The 15,850-nt window shown below is 64.3% G+C and carries 24 protein-coding genes and 1 tRNA gene; 12 read left to right on the top strand and 13 right to left on the bottom strand.

The features are described 5' to 3' along the window. The first annotated feature begins 154 nt into the window (after positions 1 to 154). Both H9532_RS10670 and H9532_RS10665 read left to right on the top strand, forming a co-directional pair. Positions 155 to 424, top strand: coding sequence for a ribbon-helix-helix protein, CopG family (locus tag H9532_RS10670; protein ID WP_296368217.1), 270 nt, complete (start codon positions 155 to 157; stop codon positions 422 to 424). Continuing rightward, on the top strand, positions 415 to 768 hold the full coding sequence (locus H9532_RS10665; RefSeq protein ID WP_296368215.1) for a type II toxin-antitoxin system PemK/MazF family toxin: 354 nt from the start codon (positions 415 to 417) through the stop codon (positions 766 to 768). The genes H9532_RS10670 and H9532_RS10665 overlap by 10 nt, the downstream gene beginning before the upstream one ends. On the opposite strand, the gene trmFO is transcribed toward H9532_RS10665, so the two are convergent. Then, on the bottom strand, positions 722 to 2,101 hold the full coding sequence (trmFO, locus tag H9532_RS10660; RefSeq protein ID WP_296368213.1) for an FADH(2)-oxidizing methylenetetrahydrofolate--tRNA-(uracil(54)-C(5))-methyltransferase TrmFO: 1,380 nt from the start codon (positions 2,099 to 2,101) through the stop codon (positions 722 to 724). The two genes, H9532_RS10665 and trmFO, sit on opposite strands and share 47 nt — an antisense overlap. Positions 2,102 to 2,210: 109 nt before the next feature. Here trmFO and H9532_RS10655 point away from each other — a divergent pair, with 109 nt between their 5' ends. Beyond that, on the top strand, positions 2,211 to 2,717 hold the full coding sequence (locus H9532_RS10655; protein ID WP_296368211.1) for a hypothetical protein: 507 nt from the start codon (positions 2,211 to 2,213) through the stop codon (positions 2,715 to 2,717). Further along, a complete protein-coding gene (locus tag H9532_RS10650) occupies positions 2,714 to 3,526 on the top strand; it encodes a hypothetical protein (RefSeq protein WP_296368207.1) in 813 nt (270 codons plus the stop codon). Before H9532_RS10655 ends, H9532_RS10650 begins: the two co-directional genes overlap by 4 nt. A 119-nt stretch (positions 3,527 to 3,645) precedes the next feature. Here the strand turns inward: H9532_RS10650 and H9532_RS10645 are convergent, their stop codons facing one another. Then, entirely contained in the window at positions 3,646 to 3,768 is a 123-nt protein-coding gene (locus H9532_RS10645) for a photosystem II protein Y (protein WP_010303228.1), read from the bottom strand. 93 nt (positions 3,769 to 3,861) lie between these two features. Then, positions 3,862 to 4,386 carry a gamma carbonic anhydrase family protein gene (locus tag H9532_RS10640; RefSeq protein ID WP_296368201.1) on the bottom strand — a complete coding sequence of 175 codons (525 nt, stop codon included), beginning with the start codon at positions 4,384 to 4,386 and terminating at the stop codon, positions 3,862 to 3,864. 125 nt (positions 4,387 to 4,511) lie between these two features. Between H9532_RS10640 and H9532_RS10635 the strand changes: the two genes are divergently transcribed. After that, positions 4,512 to 4,583, top strand: a tRNA-Lys gene (locus H9532_RS10635). Positions 4,584 to 4,819: 236 nt separating this feature from the next. After that, a complete protein-coding gene (locus H9532_RS10630; RefSeq protein ID WP_296368199.1) occupies positions 4,820 to 6,208 on the top strand; it encodes a hypothetical protein in 1,389 nt (462 codons plus the stop codon). On the opposite strand, the gene H9532_RS10625 is transcribed toward H9532_RS10630, so the two are convergent. The 4 genes from H9532_RS10625 to H9532_RS10610 are packed head-to-tail and all read right to left on the bottom strand — an operon-like array spanning position 6,177 to position 7,773. Next, complete coding sequence (locus H9532_RS10625) at positions 6,177 to 6,350, bottom strand: hypothetical protein (protein WP_296368197.1); 174 nt, start codon at positions 6,348 to 6,350, stop codon at positions 6,177 to 6,179. The two genes, H9532_RS10630 and H9532_RS10625, sit on opposite strands and share 32 nt — an antisense overlap. Positions 6,351 to 6,394: 44 nt before the next feature. Further along, positions 6,395 to 6,634, bottom strand: a complete 240-nt coding sequence (locus H9532_RS10620) for a hypothetical protein (RefSeq protein WP_296368194.1) — start codon at positions 6,632 to 6,634, stop codon at positions 6,395 to 6,397. A gap of 28 nt (positions 6,635 to 6,662) precedes the next feature. Further along, the gene (locus tag H9532_RS10615) at positions 6,663 to 7,094 is read right to left on the bottom strand and encodes a hypothetical protein (RefSeq protein ID WP_296368192.1); all 432 of its coding nucleotides are present in this window, start codon (positions 7,092 to 7,094) and stop codon (positions 6,663 to 6,665) included. A 52-nt stretch (positions 7,095 to 7,146) separates the two neighbouring features. Next, complete coding sequence (locus tag H9532_RS10610) at positions 7,147 to 7,773, bottom strand: DoxX family protein (protein ID WP_296368190.1); 627 nt, start codon at positions 7,771 to 7,773, stop codon at positions 7,147 to 7,149. A 173-nt stretch (positions 7,774 to 7,946) separates the two neighbouring features. Here H9532_RS10610 and H9532_RS10605 point away from each other — a divergent pair, with 173 nt between their 5' ends. The 5 genes from H9532_RS10605 to H9532_RS10585 all read left to right on the top strand — a co-directional run bounded on the left by H9532_RS10605 (position 7,947) and on the right by H9532_RS10585 (position 9,665). Further along, positions 7,947 to 8,123 carry a hypothetical protein gene (locus tag H9532_RS10605; protein WP_296368188.1) on the top strand — a complete coding sequence of 59 codons (177 nt, stop codon included), beginning with the start codon at positions 7,947 to 7,949 and terminating at the stop codon, positions 8,121 to 8,123. A 16-nt stretch (positions 8,124 to 8,139) separates the two neighbouring features. Further along, complete coding sequence (locus H9532_RS10600) at positions 8,140 to 8,289, top strand: hypothetical protein (protein ID WP_296368187.1); 150 nt, start codon at positions 8,140 to 8,142, stop codon at positions 8,287 to 8,289. Between the two features lie 257 nt (positions 8,290 to 8,546). Next, positions 8,547 to 8,825, top strand: coding sequence for a galactose oxidase (locus H9532_RS10595; protein ID WP_296368186.1), 279 nt, complete (start codon positions 8,547 to 8,549; stop codon positions 8,823 to 8,825). A 263-nt stretch (positions 8,826 to 9,088) separates the two neighbouring features. Then, complete coding sequence (locus H9532_RS10590) at positions 9,089 to 9,316, top strand: ribbon-helix-helix protein, CopG family (RefSeq protein WP_296368184.1); 228 nt, start codon at positions 9,089 to 9,091, stop codon at positions 9,314 to 9,316. A gap of 157 nt (positions 9,317 to 9,473) precedes the next feature. Continuing rightward, entirely contained in the window at positions 9,474 to 9,665 is a 192-nt protein-coding gene (locus H9532_RS10585) for a hypothetical protein (RefSeq protein ID WP_296368182.1), read from the top strand. A 487-nt stretch (positions 9,666 to 10,152) separates the two neighbouring features. Here H9532_RS10585 and H9532_RS10580 read toward each other — a convergent pair whose 3' ends face one another. The 4 genes from H9532_RS10580 to H9532_RS10565 all read right to left on the bottom strand — a co-directional run bounded on the left by H9532_RS10580 (position 10,153) and on the right by H9532_RS10565 (position 12,803). Then, positions 10,153 to 10,629 (bottom strand): hypothetical protein, encoded by a 477-nt coding sequence (locus H9532_RS10580; protein WP_296368180.1) that lies wholly within the window; start codon positions 10,627 to 10,629, stop codon positions 10,153 to 10,155. Between the two features lie 54 nt (positions 10,630 to 10,683). Continuing rightward, the gene (locus H9532_RS10575; protein WP_296368178.1) at positions 10,684 to 11,073 is read right to left on the bottom strand and encodes a hypothetical protein; all 390 of its coding nucleotides are present in this window, start codon (positions 11,071 to 11,073) and stop codon (positions 10,684 to 10,686) included. After that, positions 11,073 to 12,278 (bottom strand): hypothetical protein, encoded by a 1,206-nt coding sequence (locus tag H9532_RS10570; RefSeq protein ID WP_296368176.1) that lies wholly within the window; start codon positions 12,276 to 12,278, stop codon positions 11,073 to 11,075. Before H9532_RS10570 ends, H9532_RS10575 begins: the two co-directional genes overlap by 1 nt. A 111-nt stretch (positions 12,279 to 12,389) precedes the next feature. Further along, on the bottom strand, positions 12,390 to 12,803 hold the full coding sequence (locus H9532_RS10565; RefSeq protein WP_296368173.1) for a sigma factor: 414 nt from the start codon (positions 12,801 to 12,803) through the stop codon (positions 12,390 to 12,392). Positions 12,804 to 13,318: 515 nt separating this feature from the next. Between H9532_RS10565 and H9532_RS10560 the strand changes: the two genes are divergently transcribed. Further along, positions 13,319 to 13,774: a hypothetical protein gene (locus H9532_RS10560; protein ID WP_296368171.1), complete on the top strand. Its 456-nt coding sequence runs from the start codon at positions 13,319 to 13,321 to the stop codon at positions 13,772 to 13,774. Here the strand turns inward: H9532_RS10560 and H9532_RS10555 are convergent. Together H9532_RS10555 and H9532_RS10550 are read right to left on the bottom strand one after the other, a co-directional pair. Continuing rightward, positions 13,671 to 14,465 carry a DNA-binding response regulator gene (locus H9532_RS10555; RefSeq protein ID WP_296368169.1) on the bottom strand — a complete coding sequence of 265 codons (795 nt, stop codon included), beginning with the start codon at positions 14,463 to 14,465 and terminating at the stop codon, positions 13,671 to 13,673. The two genes, H9532_RS10560 and H9532_RS10555, sit on opposite strands and share 104 nt — an antisense overlap. Positions 14,466 to 14,584: 119 nt before the next feature. Continuing rightward, positions 14,585 to 15,517 carry a sigma-70 family RNA polymerase sigma factor gene (locus tag H9532_RS10550; RefSeq protein WP_296368167.1) on the bottom strand — a complete coding sequence of 311 codons (933 nt, stop codon included), beginning with the start codon at positions 15,515 to 15,517 and terminating at the stop codon, positions 14,585 to 14,587. Positions 15,518 to 15,850 lie beyond the last annotated feature (333 nt).

Below are 15,850 nucleotides of genomic sequence, written 5' to 3'. Positions count from 1 at the left end.
CCTCAAGCGCTGTAGATGGCCTCCAGCTCTCTCCGCAGCTCATCGTCTAGACGGATGGCCAATCACCGGTTTTTCATGCGTCGCACTTTGGTGTCAAACCCATGCCAGAACTGTTTACGGTGTGTATGACGTTCTGGATGACGTTGGTTCTGGCATGTCCGCCATCAGCATCCGGCTGCCGGATGACCTTGACCAGAAGCTCACTGAGGAAGCCACCCGCACCGGACAGCCGCGTTCCCAGCTGATTCGGGAAGCCCTTGAGGCGCTCCTCGCCCAGCGACGGCGGGATCGCCTCGATGCGCAGCTGCGGGATGCAGCCACGGTCCTGGCCTCTGATCCTGAGGCTCGCCAGGAGGCATTAGAGCTCGCGGAGGATTTTCTATCGGCTGAGAACGAAGCCCTGGAGGGGCATTGGTGGCGCTGATCCGCCGCGGCGAGGTTTGGGTTGCCCGCCTCAATCCCAATCAGGGCGCTGAGGTGGGCAAGGTCCGCCCTGTTGTAGTGATTCAGGCCGACCTGCTGATCCAGGCCGATCTGCCAACCGTGCTGGTGGTGCCGCTCACCACGCAGATGCGCCGTGGAGCAGAGCTCCTGCGTGTGTTGATTCGGGCGCGCGATCGGCTGCTTCGAGACTGTTACGCCATGGCGGAACAACCCCGTGCTCTCGATCGGGCACGGCTGGGAGAGGGGCCCCTCACGACCCTCACAGCCGAGGAACTCATCAAGCTGGAACAGGCTCTGCGGTTGGTGATGGGGCTGTCGTCGTGAACGGCGCCAGATCCGCCAGGGCCCGATCTCGATAGGCGCCATAGCGGCGGCGCTTATCGCGGATCCGCTCCGGCAGCTCCGGCAGCAGGCCGAAGTTGGGGGGCATTGGCTGGAACTTCTCGCTGGGGGCTTCGGCGATGAAGTGGGTGAGGGCACCGATCATCGAGGTGGCCGGCAGTTGCAGGGGCTCCTGGCCGAGAGCCAGCCGGGCGGCATTGGTGCCCGCCAGCCAGCCGCCGGCTACCGCCGCCGCATAGCCCTCGGTGCCGGTGATCTGCCCCGCCGCCAGCAGCGTGGGCCTCTGGCGGAATTGCAGGGTGGGATCCAGCAGCTGCGGCGCCTCGAGGAAGGTGTTGCGGTGCATCACCCCGAAGCGCACGAATTCGGCGTTCTCCAGCCCCGGGATCATCCGCAGCACCCGTTTCTGTTCGCCCCACTTGAGGTTGGTCTGGAACCCCACCAGGTTCCAGAGGCGGCCGTCTTTGTCTTCCTGACGCAGCTGCACCACCGCATAGGCGCGGTTGGCGCGGCGCACGTCGCGGTCGTTCACATCGCCCCAGCGGGGATCCCAGAGGCCGATCGGTTTGAGGGGCCCGTAGCGCATCGTGTCTTCGCCGCGGCGGGCGAGCTCTTCGATGGGGAGGCAACCCTCGAAGAAGGTGGCGTTCTCCTTCTCGAAATCCTTGAGTTCCGCTTGCTCGGCGGCCAGCAGCGCCTCGCGGAAGGCAAGGAACTGCTCCTTATCCATCGGGCAGTTGATGTAGTCGGCGTCGCCCTTGTCGTAGCGGGAGGCGCGGAAGGCCACGCTCAGGTCGATGCTCTCGCCCTCCACGATCGGGCTGGCGGCATCGAAGAAGTGGCAGTCGGCGCGGCCGGTGAAGGCGCGCAGCTGCTCGGCCAGCGGTTCGCTGGTGAGGGGGCCTGTGGCGAGCACGGCGATCTCGCCGGGGCCTGGCAGTTCGGTGTGCTCGCGGCGCTCCACCGTCACCAGTGGGTGCTGCTCGAGGGCTTCGGTGAGGGCGGCGCTATAGCGGCCGCGGTCCACCGCCAGGGCGCCTCCGGCGGGCACGGCGTGTTGATCGGCGGTGCGGATCACCAGCGAGCCCAGGCGGCGGAGTTCCTCTTGCAGCAGGCCGGCGGCGCGGTCGCTGCTGAGTGCCCCGAAGCTGTTGCTGCACACCAACTCGGCGAATTCGCTGCTGTGGTGCGCCGGAGAGCGGCGGATCGGCCGCATCTCCACCAGACGCACGGGCACGCCGGCGCTGGCGATCTGCCAGGCGGCTTCAGTGCCAGCCAGCCCTGCTCCGATCACCAACACCGTTGGGCTGCTCATCTGCACCGGGGGGCTGCACCTTGATTTCACCCTACGGGTCGCCCCCGGCTCGCTTGACGTTGCTCCGGGCTGTGGACACGTTGCGGGGGTGATGCCCGGCGCGTTCTCGATGAAGCGATCGTTGGTACTGCTGCTCGGCGGGGCCTTGGCCTTGCTCGCGGGCCTGCAGCGGCCTGGACAGGCCCAAAACGCTGATCTGATCTACAGCCTCAACACCACCTGCAGCCTTGGCAAAGGCAAGCCCCAGCCCTGCCAGGTGGAGGCGGTGGAGGTGGGTGAGGCCACCGAATACCGCCATCAGTTGGGCGCCCGCACCATCAGCTACCGGATCCTGGAGGACCCCTACGTGCGCATCGAGGGGCGCAAGGCGGCCGGTGCGCCCTGGACCAGCGTGCGCAACGCCTGGATCAACTTCACCACCAACGAGCTCTGCTTCAACGACCGCGCCTTCTGCGTGGTGAACCCCACCTTCCTGGCCGATGTGAAAGCCGAAGCGCAGGGGCCGGCTTTTGAGGGGCGCGAAACCGTGGGGCTGGCCTTCGGTGAGGCCGGCCGGGTGGACATCGCCTGTTTTGACAACGGCTGCCGTCGACTGCTGGAGGCCATCGGACGATGACAAGAGCGATTCATAGAACCGCCCTGTTGCTGGGGTTGGCCTTGGTGCTTCAGCCGCTGGAGCTGATGGCGGCAGTGGAGATCCCGGCGGCTGTGGAGATCGCCCGTGGGGGTGGTGGCCATGGCGGCGGTCATGGTGGCGGTGGTCGCGCGGCGTCCCGCGGGGGTAGTGGCGCCCGCACGGGGTTTTCGTCGTTCAGCGGGGGCAGCAACCGCAGCAGCCTGCGCCTGGAGACGCGGCCAGCGGAACGCAGCGGGCGCGTGGACACCCGCCAGGGGAACAGAACCGATCGCACGGATCTGCGCCAAAGCAATCGCACCGATCGCACCGACTTGCGCCAGGGCAATCGCAGCGATCGGGTGAATGACCGCAACCGCACCCGCCGCCAGGCGATCAACACCTGGGACCGGAACCGTCCCAACTGGGTGAACAACAACTGGAACGTGAATCGCCCCTGGCGCTACGGCTGGTACGGCGGCTCCACGTGGAACAACTGGGGCTGGTGGCCGGGCCGGGCCGCCGCCTGGGGTCTGGGCAGCCTGGCCACCTTCGCGGTGATCGACAGCCTGGTGGACAGTGCCGTCAACAACGAGACCAGCTACATCGTTGTGCCCGACTCGGATTACTCGCTGTACTACAGCTCTGTGCAGGTGTCGGGTGATCTGGTGAGCTTCCAGGCCGACGATGGCTCCAACACCCTCACGTTCCGCGCCGACTGCCGCTCGGGCACGCTCAACGGCTATCCCCCACAGAACGCCGACGAAGCCCAGCTACTCAATGCGGCCTGCCAGGTGGCCTTCGGGCAATGAGGGGCCTCGCAGGCTCGATCAGCTGACCAGCTAAGTGGGCTGATCACGCAAAAGCCCCCGCGTTGGCGGGGGCTTTCGGTATGCCGGTCCGGAAAGACCGGCGAGCAGGCTTGCGGCGATCAGCCGTTGGCGCGCTTGAGCATCATCTGGAGCTGGCCCACGGCAGCGCGGCCGATGTTGAACACAGCCCAGCCAGCGGCCAGCGCGATCGGGGTCACAACGAGCAGAAGCCGGGCGTCCATGGCTTGGCGTTACGGAGGTGCGTGATCTGATCTTACGGACCATCCCCAGGCCACCGAGTGCGCCCTAGGGCAGTTGACTGATTTCGCAGCAATTCACGCCTGCGAGAAGCCCAGGTCGCTGGAGCGCCCTGCATGGGCCATCGCCAGTTGGCGATAGCGGCGGGCGTGTTCGCGTTGCTCGGCCGCCTGCTCCTCGCTCAGCTCGCGCTTCAGCTGGGCCGGTGCACCCATCACCAGGGCCCGCGGCGGCACGTTCTTGGTGACCACCGAGCCAGCGGCCACGAGTGCACCAGCTCCCACGGTGACCCCATTGAGCACGATGGCGCCGATCCCGATCAGGCAGCCGTCGTCCAGCGTCGCGCCATGCACCACGGCTCGGTGGCCGATGGTCACGTCGGCGCCGATGGTCACCGGTTGGCCGGGGTCGCCATGCAGCACGGCGCCGTCTTGCACGTTGCTCCCCTCGCCGATTGTGATGGCACACACGTCACCACGGGCCACGGCGGTGGGCCAGAGGCTGGCCCCAGCCGCGAGGCGCACATCGCCGATCAGCACGGCCGACTCCGCCACCCAGGCATCGGGATGCACGGTGGGTTGAGGCCAGGGCTGATCAGGCATGGCAGGCGGCTGAGCGGCGGCATCGGCCTCCATTCTCGGCGCGGTTGGAGGCCGGACCCTCCGGGTGATACGTTCACTGGGTGCCCGCAAGGGCCACCCCCGAACCTGGTCCTCCAGCTCCGGGCGGGTCGTTAGCTCAGCGGTAGAGCACTCGGCTTTTAACCGATTGGTCCTGAGTTCGAATCTCAGACGACCCATTTTGTGTCTCAGCTTTTGCTGACTGGCTTTCGCCAGTTCCAGCAAGTGATCTCAGGCTACTGGCAGGCGTTTGCGCCAGGCCGGAATGAGACCGCGAACGTGCTGAGAAGGCGCCAATTGCGCCAAATGTTTGGGGGTTTCCCCCAAACACCCCCAAACATCACGGGATCCCTTGGGGCACCGTGAGACCGATCGGCCAGCGGCTGGGGAACTCTCCCCTTAAAGCCCTTGAGCCATGACACAGGCCAACAGCGCCCTGAGCAGTGCCAACGGCGTGTTGCGTGCCCATCACCTGCCCTTTCGGTTGCGGGCGGGCCACAACAGCCGCTGGGTGAGCGTCTACGAGAACCTGCCCGGTCGGCGGGTACGGGAGCGGGCCGTGCGCGGCTGCTCCAGCCAGGACGATCTGGCGATCGAAGAACTCTGCTTCCGGCTGGTGAGCGAGGCGCGTAGGCAGCCCGGAGCGACCCTGGAGCAACTGCTCGGTAGCCCAGGCGATGAGCCAGACGGCATGGCGCCGCGGCTGGCCCCGAGCTGGCCGGAGATCTGTGATGCCGTGGTGGCGTTCCAGCGCCGCCAGGGCGTGAACATGAACCTTGTGGGCCCATTCAAAGGGCAGGGCTATTTCCGCCTGCTGCCGGCCGATCGTGCGGCCCGGGAGGCGGATGTGCGCCGCTTTGCTCTCCACACCGGTGACAGCCTGCGCGCCCATCTGGCGGACCCCGCTGAGCCGCTGGTGCCTGTGGCGACGCACCGCCAGGGCTTCCGCCAGAAGCGGGAGGTGGTTTCGTTGCTGCGCCGGGCGGGGTTTGGCTCGATTGCGCCCGAGAGCTTGAGCGAAGAGCTCAAGGGAATGGTCAATCACAAGAAGGTGGTGCTCCTGGCGGCCGGTGAATCCAGGCGCCGGATCCCGAGCACAGAGGCCATTGAGGAGTGGCTCGATCAGGTGATCGAGGAAGACCCTCTATGGGGTTGGTTGTTCGCCATGGTGGCCACCTACGGGCTGCGGCCCCATGAGGTGTGGCACATCGATGGCCTGCCCGATGAGAACGGGCTGATCACCATCGGCGTGGCCGCTCGCCATATCAAGGTCACGAAGACGGGCTTTCGCGCGGCAGTTCCCCTGCCGGCGGAGTGGGTGGATCGCTACCGGTTGGGCGGGAGCAATGGTGAACAGCGGCTGGAGGAACTGCGCCGCCGCCATGTGCCCAAATTCGTGAACGAGGACGGCGAACCATTCGATCCCGAGCGCGACCTCGTGAAGCGCTGCGACAACAACGAACGCCTCGGGGCGCTCTGCTGCCACAAGCTGCGCAGCTCCGATGCCAAAGCGGAGTTTGAGCTGAAAACCAAGCTCTACGCCTGGGTGGAAACAGCACCAGCGCAGGGCAAGAAGAAAGCGCAGAAGCGGAAAGAACGCTGCGTGCCTTATGACCTGCGGCACGCCTATGCGATCCGGGCCCGGGAAACCACAACCTGGAACTACGCGGATGTGGCGGCCGTGATGGGCCACAGCCCAGAGGTGCACCGCCGCACGTATTTAAGTGAGATCAGTGGTGAGCAGACCAAGGCGTCGGTGGTGCGCCGCCTGCTCAGCGGCGGCAGTGAGGCCGCTGCCGGTTGATCTGCTCGGCGCAGCGCTCGGGCTGCCACAACTGATCGGAGCGCGGGCAGCAGGGGTTCATCCGAACCCAGTGCTGCCCTTCTCTTAGGAGGCCGCTGTGCACCCAACGGCGCAGGGAGGAGCGGCTGACCTGAAGCTGCATGCACAGCTCAGGTGTGGATACCCAAAGGGTTGCCTGCTCGATCATCAGCTGATCCTCCCGAGCGCGAGCTCACAGCGTTGCCGGTGCCAGAGGAGGTGGGAGCGAGCGCTGGTGGGGTTCTTGGCCACCAGATGCCGCCCGTCCTTGAGCAGGCCCGAGCGGCGGATGGCGAAGAGCGTGGAGCGGCTGATAGCCAGATGGGAGCAGAGCTCGGCAGTGGTGAGCCAGAGGTGATCACTCATCGGCAGCAGGGCAGACGACGCTGCGACCAGATGCGGCCGCACGGGAGGCTACCGGCGGTGACCTGAACCCTCAGAACTCCTCCTCCCAGAGCCCCATGCGCTCGAGCCAGGCATCGGATTGCTCGAAGCTCCAGCCGTGATCGGCCTCGAGGACGTCGGCGATGGCGAACATCAGGTTGAACGCGCGTTCGTCATATCCACCGCAGCTGATCGCGTTGCGCTGCAGGGCATTGGCGAGTTGCAGGAGTTCGAGCTCCGCCAGCCAGTCGCCCTGATCAAAGGCGGCTAAGGCGTGGTCCTGCTGGTAAGGCAGTCCGCTGAGCCTGGAAGGGCAGCCCGCCGGCCGCTGGAACAGCGAACAGATGAATGCCGTGATGCGTTGAAAGAAGGCGAGCAAAGGAGTTGGCGTGAGGCCCCAAAGGGTTCCGACAACCCCACCCAAAACGTTCACCCCTCGCCAGTCGATGCGCGTGTACGCCTGGGAGTGGGTGATGGCGTTCACTTATTCGCAGCGGGCCAATCCGTGGCCGCAGCGCCAACGTCGACAGACGCGCTCAGCGGCTCTCGATGGGAACGGCTGACGGCTGCAGGCGACTGGTGCCAGCCGATTCAAAGCTCCCAGAACCGCTCAGCAAGAACGGAGCCATGCCCGCATCAAATGAGAATCGACCGGGGCCATTCAGCAAGATCGCAAGGCTGCCTCCCAGGTAAAGCAACACGAGCTCCAACACGTAGATGTTGAAGCCACCCGTGAGGATGTGTTGATACGCCGCCACAGCCATGGTTGAGGTGAGAGCCAAAGCTCCCAACGGCGTGAAGAACCCCAGGATCACAAGCCAGCTGCCGATCAACTCCGAGAAACCAGCGGCATAGGCAAAGAACAGCGGGAACGGCAGGTGCAGCGAGGCCACGTAGGTGGAGGCGAACTGCTGGGGATCGGCGAGCTTTTCCTGGCCGTGGTGAATCATCAACAAGCCGATGCTCAGGCGAAGCAGCAGCAGGCCTGTTGATGCCAGAACCCCAGGGCGCTGGAGATAGCCCAGTGCGGCAGTGGCCAGTGGAGAGGCCTGTTGGTCCGCGGTGTCCAGGGCAGCCCAGGGGACACTGCGACCCAAAAACCAGAGGGCGATCGTGGCAGCCAGAAAAGCCGTGACCCACTCAACGGGGTTGGAGAGAGGCATCGCGAAGACGAGATTGCACCAATGCTGGCGGATCTCTTTAAGAAACGTGAAGCGATCTCCCCAGGCGGCAGCACCCTGCTCTGAAGCGGCTTTTCAGGCCTGATGGCGCCACCTGCTGACACCACGGGGCCGGCGCAGCTGCCATGATGTAACGAATCCGTTACATGCCTCTCATGAGCCTTGGGGCCGTCTTCCTGGAGTCTGTAGCCAGCGGCGTGATCACGGAACAGGAGATCGCCTGGGTCACCAGGCAGCAAAGCCGCTTTGCACGCCACGAGGCCGCCCTGGCCATCCGGCTCGGACGATTGCTCGATGAAGGGCAGATCAACCTGGGCTGCCGCCTCGCCTGACCTCGCTGCAACTCGGATGACCCAAGAGGAAACGCAGCGCTACTGGCAAACCATGCGCAAGGCCATGGAACGCGCTGGTGACACGACGAGCGCCATCTACCAACGCGCCCTGGAGATCACCCAGGGACGCCCTGATCCCATCGACACCAGCAGCGAACCCAGATAGGCCTGATTGGTTGACCGGCTCAGGCGCGCTTCTGCAGCGCTGGCGTACGACACCAAAGGGTTCAGGCAGACCTTGCGCTCCGCCGCGGACTTGAGCCATGACCAAGAGGCGGTGGGTTGCCAAGGATCCACTGGCTCAAACAGCCCCGGGTGCCCATGGCCCGGGGCTCCTTTGCAGGCGAATCCGGAACCAATCAGCAAGCCCCACGACAACCCAACCAATCTCTGCTAGTACAGGTGTACGCATGGAGAGGGTTGATGGCTGCGTCTCGAATCCGGTCCACCACGGTGACTGCGGGCGGTGACTGTGAGGCCTGGACGTATCTGGACGAGGGCGTGCTGCGCCCCAGCCGCAGCCGCAAGGTCTGCATGACCTGCCACTGGTTTAGGCACCACGCCGGAGCTGAGTGCATCCCGGTGCTCACCTGCCAGCTCCACCGCGGCCAAATCGCCCAGGGCGAGCACCTGATCCGCCGCTGCCAGGGCTGGACGGATGACATGGTTCGCCAACGGGGCTGGGCGCCGGAGGTGGGCTGAGGCTGTGTGGGTGTTCGCCGGCGCGGGCAAAAGTCACTGCCTGCTTCGCCGCAGCTGAGGCTGTTGCGCCTGCTGGGCCTGCTTGATCACTCAATGACATGAGCCTCATCGTTCAGGTCTTGATTGGCACCACAAAACCGTGCAAGATGGCCCCTTGTGTATAGAGCTGACGCGTGATCTCACTGAGGGCTATACCTCCTTTTTTGTGGTGGATCCTCGAGCGCGACCGCAACCGCCAGCAACCTACTGATTAGTACGGATGAATGCATTCAGCCCCCCCCCCCCCCCGCGCGAGTGACGGGGTGCCAGAGGAGGCCGATCCTCGGTTTCGACTAGACCCGGCCCGTTTCCCGCAACGGCTCGAGCTAGATCTGCCGGAGGAGTTGGTTGAACGGTTGCAGCGCATTGCTGCACTGAAAGACCGCTCGCTTTCGGAGCTGATTCACAACTTGATCTGCCAGCAGCTCAAGGAACAGGCCAAAGATCCGTGAAGCGAGGCCCGACCGGCGTCGGGCTTCAGCACGGCCTAGGCCGCATGATTCGCAATTCAGAGCAATAAATATTTATGCCTATGTGTTGCTTGACACAATGAGTGGTGCGCGTGCAAAGCGGAAGAGATAATAAAGAGATCTCTCTTGGAGACCCGCCGTGGCTTACGCAAACGGCATTGATCAAGGGCCCCGCTCCTGGGTGAGCCGCGTACCCAAGCGGATCACGATCACCGTGCCCTACAGCACATTCCGGAATCTGGAAGAGCGCAGCGTGGCTGAGGGCCGCTCCCTCAGCAACCTGGCTGCCTACGTGCTCGAGCGTGGATTGCAGCGCTCAGAACAGGGCTGAAGGCGGCCCAATCCACCACCTTCCTCCGGCCCAGCTGCGCGGGCAATGCGTGTAAAGACGGATTGTTTGAGGCGGCTGGCCGAGCGAATCTGAGTTCACCAACCAGGGAGGAGCCACCGATGGCTGATACCCCACCCGAGCAGCAGATCGAGAAGCACAGCTGACTGCAGGCCCCTGCTCCAACAGTCTTCACCCAACCGTGGGCGGGTCGTCCGTTCGGACACTGACTAGGGACGTCTGAACCGTCGACACTCCGTTTGCACCGCTTCAGGTGCCCCAGGAGAACCAACCACCCCACACCTGGAACGTTCGGCCCCAGGCGCCAACGCCAGCAGCTTCGATCCAGACCAAACGCTTCATTCGACGTGATTAGCCAATGACCCTCGGGCGCTGCTCGGGGGTTTTTGATTGGGAGCGATCGCTGGACACCAAAAAGCCCCGGGCGATAACCCAGGGCTCTTGATCTCTTGCGTTGTGTTGTGGGGCGTTAGCCCTTGCTCTCCCGCACCTCCCAGAACGCCGCTCCGACGCTGTAACTGGCCAGACCGCTCTGCTGCTCGTAGCTGTGGCGTGCCTTGAGCTGGCATTCGATTTCCTTGCAGTCGATGGAATAGCTCCACTGCTTGCGGCCAGGGCGGCGGTTAAGCACGAGATCCGGGGTGATCTGGTAGCCGTTGCCATCCTTGCCGGCAGGCAGGAGGCTGAGCAGATCGCCGCGCAGGTGAGCCAGGCGCAGTTGTTCGTTCAGTTCCTTTTGCTCGGAAGCCAGGAGCTCTTGCTGTTGCTTCACCTCGAGCAGACGGGTCACGCAGGTGGTGATGGCGTCAGATGAGAACCTGGGATCGTCGGTGCTGGAGCTGGCGGGAAGCACGCCAGCGTTGGCGAGGAGCAGTAGGGCTTCTGCGGATCCGGGGATGGGTTCGCCGACAGCGGCGGGGTTGGTGGTGGTAAGGGTTGTGGTCATAGGCGTGTGAGGAATGCGTGAACGGGTCTGATTCGTGAGGGGGCCTTTGGCCCCTTAAGCACCGAGTGCTTGGATTTGGTTGAGGGCTTCGATGAGCTCGCTGCGGCGCAGCAGTTCGATCGGGGCTGGCAGGGAGGAGCGATCAATGGGGTAGCTGCGCAGGAAGGAGCGCAGCTTTTTGACCGACAGCTCATCCCAGAAGGGGGTGAGGTTGGCGCTGCAGCGCGGAGCGATGGATTGATTCACTGCGTTGTCGCGTTCCTCCATCCAGGGCTCGGCCGCCGCCGCGGGCTTGGCGATGGGGAACTGTTGGCTGAGCTGGCTCACCAGTTGCGTCAGCCCGGTGATGGCCTGGAGCAGCGCGCTCTGGAGCTCAGTGGCGGTGATGGTGTCGCTTGCGCCCTTGGCGCAGGTGCAAGTGCGAGAAGGAGTGGAGACAGTCATCAGACAACAACCTGGTAAACGACAGAGGGGGTGTGGAGCTTGCTTTCGCTTTTGGGGCTGTAGGCCTCCCATTCGCGGTTGAACACGTAGGGCTCGATGCCGGTGACGTCCTGCAGATCAACCTTCATCCCATCGATGCTGGCGGCTGCAGGCTTGGCCTGTTTGGCCTTGGGATCTGCGGCTGGAGCAGCGGTGATGATGTGGACGTTCTGAGCCGCCTTGCTGCAGAAGTTCAGCCCCGCTTCTGAGTAGGCGTTGCTGCCCACCAGGGAGGCATTGCGCGCGTGGTAGTCGCCGATGGCGCTGGCGTGCATGTGGCCGAACAGGGTGTAGTCCACCGTGATGCCCTGGGCGGCGTACTTGCCCATGATTTCCTGCACGGACTTCTGCACATTCGTCCCGATCTGGTGGCCATGCAGGCAGAGGAAGGTGCGGCCCATCACCTGGAACACCAGTTCGTTGGCCCGAAAGCCGCAGAACTGAATGCCATCAGTCTCGCCAAAGCCCTGCTTGAGGATCGCGTAGATCATTAGGTCGTAGCTGTCGGTGGCGAGGGCATCACTCCAGCCCAGCTCCTTGCTCACGCGGCTTTCATTGCCGGTGATGCTGTACACCTCAATCGCGAACATCTCGCGGAGATCGAGCAGGAAGGTCTTGAGGAGATCAGCGGCCAACATCGCTGCACAGGAGCGGTTGTGCGCGTTGCTGAGCAGCTCATCGAGGCGGCGGTCGCTGTTGAGGAAATCCCCAAGGCAGGCCACCACCACCTTGCGGGCGCCATAGCTCTGGCCCAGCTGCTTGACGCGCTGCGCGAGCTTGCGTAGCCGCTGGGCTGCGATGGTGAAGTTGTACTGATTTGAGGGGAGATCGACCTGCTCGTTGAAGTGCAGATCACTGAGCTGCACGATCAACACCGAATTGCCGCCCTCCGGGATGGAGGTGAGCTGAATGCCCTTGGTGAACTGTTGCTCATCCAGCCGGGCGCAGAGCTCACGGGTGTAAGCAGCTACCGCATTTTCAATGCGGGCATGCTCACGGAAGGCCTTGCGCTCGATCCGGTTGGTGTCGGCCTGGGCCTGGCGGGCCTTGGCCAGGCGCACGTTGAACTGCAGCGTTTCGCGGTCTTGTTCGTTGCTGCTTGACGGTGTTTGCCCCCGGCCTGGGAGATGACGGGATGGTTGTTGGCGGTGTTTGGCTGAACCCATAAAAAAGTGCAGGTGCGGGAGGCTACTCGCTGTGCTTGTGAGAACTGGGTGGGACGTTCAAGAGGCTGCGGGGACCCAAAAGGGTTCCGACATGGACATCAACGTCTGCGCTCAATCGCGCTCGACCTCATGCAGTGGTACGGGCCGTTGTCCGCAGGCGCGGCGGCAATCCAGCCAGCGCTCCAGCGGTACATCCAGCGCTTCTGCGATCTGCTGATCGCTGAGCCCCTGGGCCACGTATCGGCGGGCTTTGATCCACAGCTCCCGCAGCCGGTGGCTGATGCGCAGCGAGAAGCCCGTATCGCGCAGGTGGTGCAGCAACTCGCCCTTCACCTTGGGGACGAGATAGCTCGAGGGCCGGTGACCGAGCGCAGGATCAAAGCCGATGGCGCCCTTGCACAGGCCCTCATAAGCAGGGCCGATCAGGTCATCAACGGCCATCGACCAGCGGCGGGCAAAGCGGTGCGCCTGTTGATGCGCCAGGCCCAGGTGCTCGCAGGCAAAGGCCCGCTGAGCACTGGTCATCGGGCGGCGCAGGCAGCGTCTTGGCATGCAGGGATTTGCAGGTGCGGGAGGCTACCGGCGTTGCTCTGATTCCCAGTGACTTCAACCGATCTGGCGGCAAAGGCCGGCACAACAAATGCCCCGCTCACCATCGCCCCGAGCGGTGTAGGCCCGCACGCCTGCACCACCACCGCCATCAGAGCGCCGATGGCGCCTGCACGAACAACGTCAGACATGAATGTCAGGCAACTCCCCATAGGGTTCCGAGGGGGAGGGGCAGAGCCCCTGTTTCGCTGGGATTGGGGCTGCGTTGGGTGGCGGGGCGCTGGAAGAAAGGCTGAGGGAATGGCACTCCTCAGCCACAGACGGATCCGTGAAACCCCCCATCGCGACAGGACGTCGCCATCTGCATGCCAACGCTCATCCCACAGGTGTGGGGCGTTGATCCCACACTTGTGGGGTAGGTGAGCCCACAGCTGTGGGCGGTGGAGCTGGGGGCTTCAAAGCCAGAACCGGTGCAGTGATTCCTCACCGCCATGACCACCAAGGTTCTGCTCACCCACCACCACCGCGATGCAATCGAGAACGCCGCTGATCGCGGTTTCTGGATGCCCCTGCCCCTGGAGGCTGAGCAACTCAAGGACGTGATGTATCTCACCTCGCTCAGCTACGGCGAAACCACGCTCAAGCAGCTGGTGGAGGTGGCCAGCTTTGAGCCCTGGCGCGAGAGCGATGGCATCGAGCGCTGGTTGCCGTTCCTTGGCCAACGACTCGAGCTCCCCCTGCCACTGCCCCTGGGTGATCGGCGCCTACTCGCCGGTTGGCTGCCCCGTCAGCGCGAGGCGGTGCAGATCGTGGAGCTCGATGCGTTGCTATCAGCCCAGCGCCTCAGCGATGTGTTGCCCGGTTCCGGCGCTTGCTGCCACCTGCCCCGGAGGCCCGCGCTGGTTTCCGTGGAGGCCGCAGCTGGCAAGCGAGGTCTTGCTGCTTGAGCACGCCGTGCTCCAAACCCCAGACCATCAGGGCGCCTCGACCAGTGGCGCCTGTTTTTTTGTAGAGCTCACAGAAGAGCTTGCGCACCGAATCGGCGCGTAGATCGAACTGCGACCCGATCTGACGGCTGGTGCGTCCGCAGGCCACCATCCGCATCAAGCGCTCTTCTCGCAAGGTCAACCCCACGCCCTCGCCGTCTGGTGTGACATCGGCGAACAGCTGACGCAGGCGGTCGGAGAGGTCGGGGTCTTCGTAGCGGCCGTTGCGGAGCAACACGGCCACGCACTGCAAGAGCCGCCCGCTGCCGCAGTGTTCTCGGCAGCTGATGCCATCGGGCCGCAGGCGCCAGAGGTGCACCAAGCGCGAGGCGGCGATCTCCGCATCCAGGCAAAGCAGGAAGCGGCAACGCTCATCGCCGTGGCGCTCGCGCATCAGTGTGATCAACTCCACAGCACCGCCATCGGCGCCGTCGTCGTCGCAGAGCACCAGCAACTGGCCGTTGCTGGGCAGGGCCAACGCCAAGCACTCGGCTGTGGAATGGGAGGTGAACTGCAACGCCGGTAAGAGCAACGCTGCGGTGTCCACAAAGCGCTGATGACTGGAGCAGACCACCAGGGTCCAGCCCTCCAGAAGGCGCTCAATCGTCTGTTGCAGCGTCTGGATCTGGCAGCGCAAGTCCTCGGGTTGCATGACCCCCAGGTCGATCCCCCCGCTGTAGCAACAAGCCAGAGAACTGCGCCACAGACCACAAACGCCCAGAGGGGACTTGCCCCTGGGCGTTGTGCTCTGGTCTTTTCCACCGTGATGATTCAGGCGTTGAACTCGTGTCTTTGCTTCTCCGCCGCCTGGCGCAGCTTCTCGAGGGCTTGCTGCTCCAACTGCTCGAGCTGCTCGCTCTCCATGCCGCCCATCGCTTTGCGCAGTTGGAAGGCGCTCAGCGGTGGTCGGCGTAGGTAGCAGTTGCGGATGATCCGATGCTCCTGTTCATCCAGACAGGCCATGAGTTCGGGCAGGACTGATTGCTGCGGATCGCTGGCATCTGCCAGCTCCTGCTCTGCGGCCTGGCGCAGGGAGGCCTGATCCAGCCGCGTGCTGCCGCTGTGCTCCTCGCTGTTGTCATCACCCGCATCGATGGAGCCGGTGCGGGTGGCCTCCCATTGCTGCAGCAAGGTGGCCAGCTGGTCCACCGTTACGGCTTTGCCCTTGTAGGTGAGCTGCCCCGCCAGCCACTCCAGGGATGGTTCATCGCCGCTGTTCGCCAGATGCTCCTGGCTGAGGCGCAATGCCTTGATCACCACCGCCGCCTTCTCGGCGGGGAAGCGGATCACTCGCTTGGCGTAGCGCTCGAACTCCGAGAAGCCGCGCCGCACCCAGAAGCTGGCATAGGTGGAGAAGCGGTAACCCTTGGTGGGATCGAACTTTTCTGCTGCCCGCACCAGGTTCAGCGCTGCTTCCTGCAGCGCATCGGCAGTGGTGTCGTCATGAGCGGGCAGGCTGCAGCGATGGCGGCTCCAGGTGTGAGCCACCAGGCCGAGGTTGTGGCGCACGAGTTGCTCGCGCGCCCGCAGGGCACTGCGACGCACGGGCTTGGGGGCATGAGCCGGGCCGTCTGGGTGCTTCTGCCAGCGCTGAATGCGGCGGGAGAGCTCCATCACCGTGCGCTCGCACAGGGGGCGATGGGCACCGCTGGTGTTCAGCCAGCTGTTGACGGTGGGGGCCATCGGGGCATGACGGGGAGGCATGGGACATAGCCGCAACTGCCGGGAGCATTCCCCGTGGTTTCACCCTTGCGCCGCGTGTGCGATGTGGGCTATGGCGGTGGCGTCTGGGGTGGGTGCAACTTGGCCTCAGGTGCATAGCGGCTGGATCAATCTGATCACACGCTTCCCGGCCAAGCCGCCTGGGCTGTAGCCAGAACGATCTGATCGCTGTATCCAGATTGGACCGGTTGCTGTAGCCAGATTGGTCACAGGGGGTGGATCAGATTGGACCACCATCTATATCTCTCTAAAAGTCTTAGAGAAGAAAACCAAAAGAACAGACCAAACAGCCGCTCCTTGGGTGGATGAGAGCAG

Source organism: Vulcanococcus sp. Clear-D1, assembly GCF_014654725.1.
Classification (GTDB): domain Bacteria; phylum Cyanobacteriota; class Cyanobacteriia; order PCC-6307; family Cyanobiaceae; genus Vulcanococcus.
The sequence above is the reverse complement of the archived record's forward strand: the minus strand, read 5'-3'. Positions and strand labels throughout refer to the sequence as shown.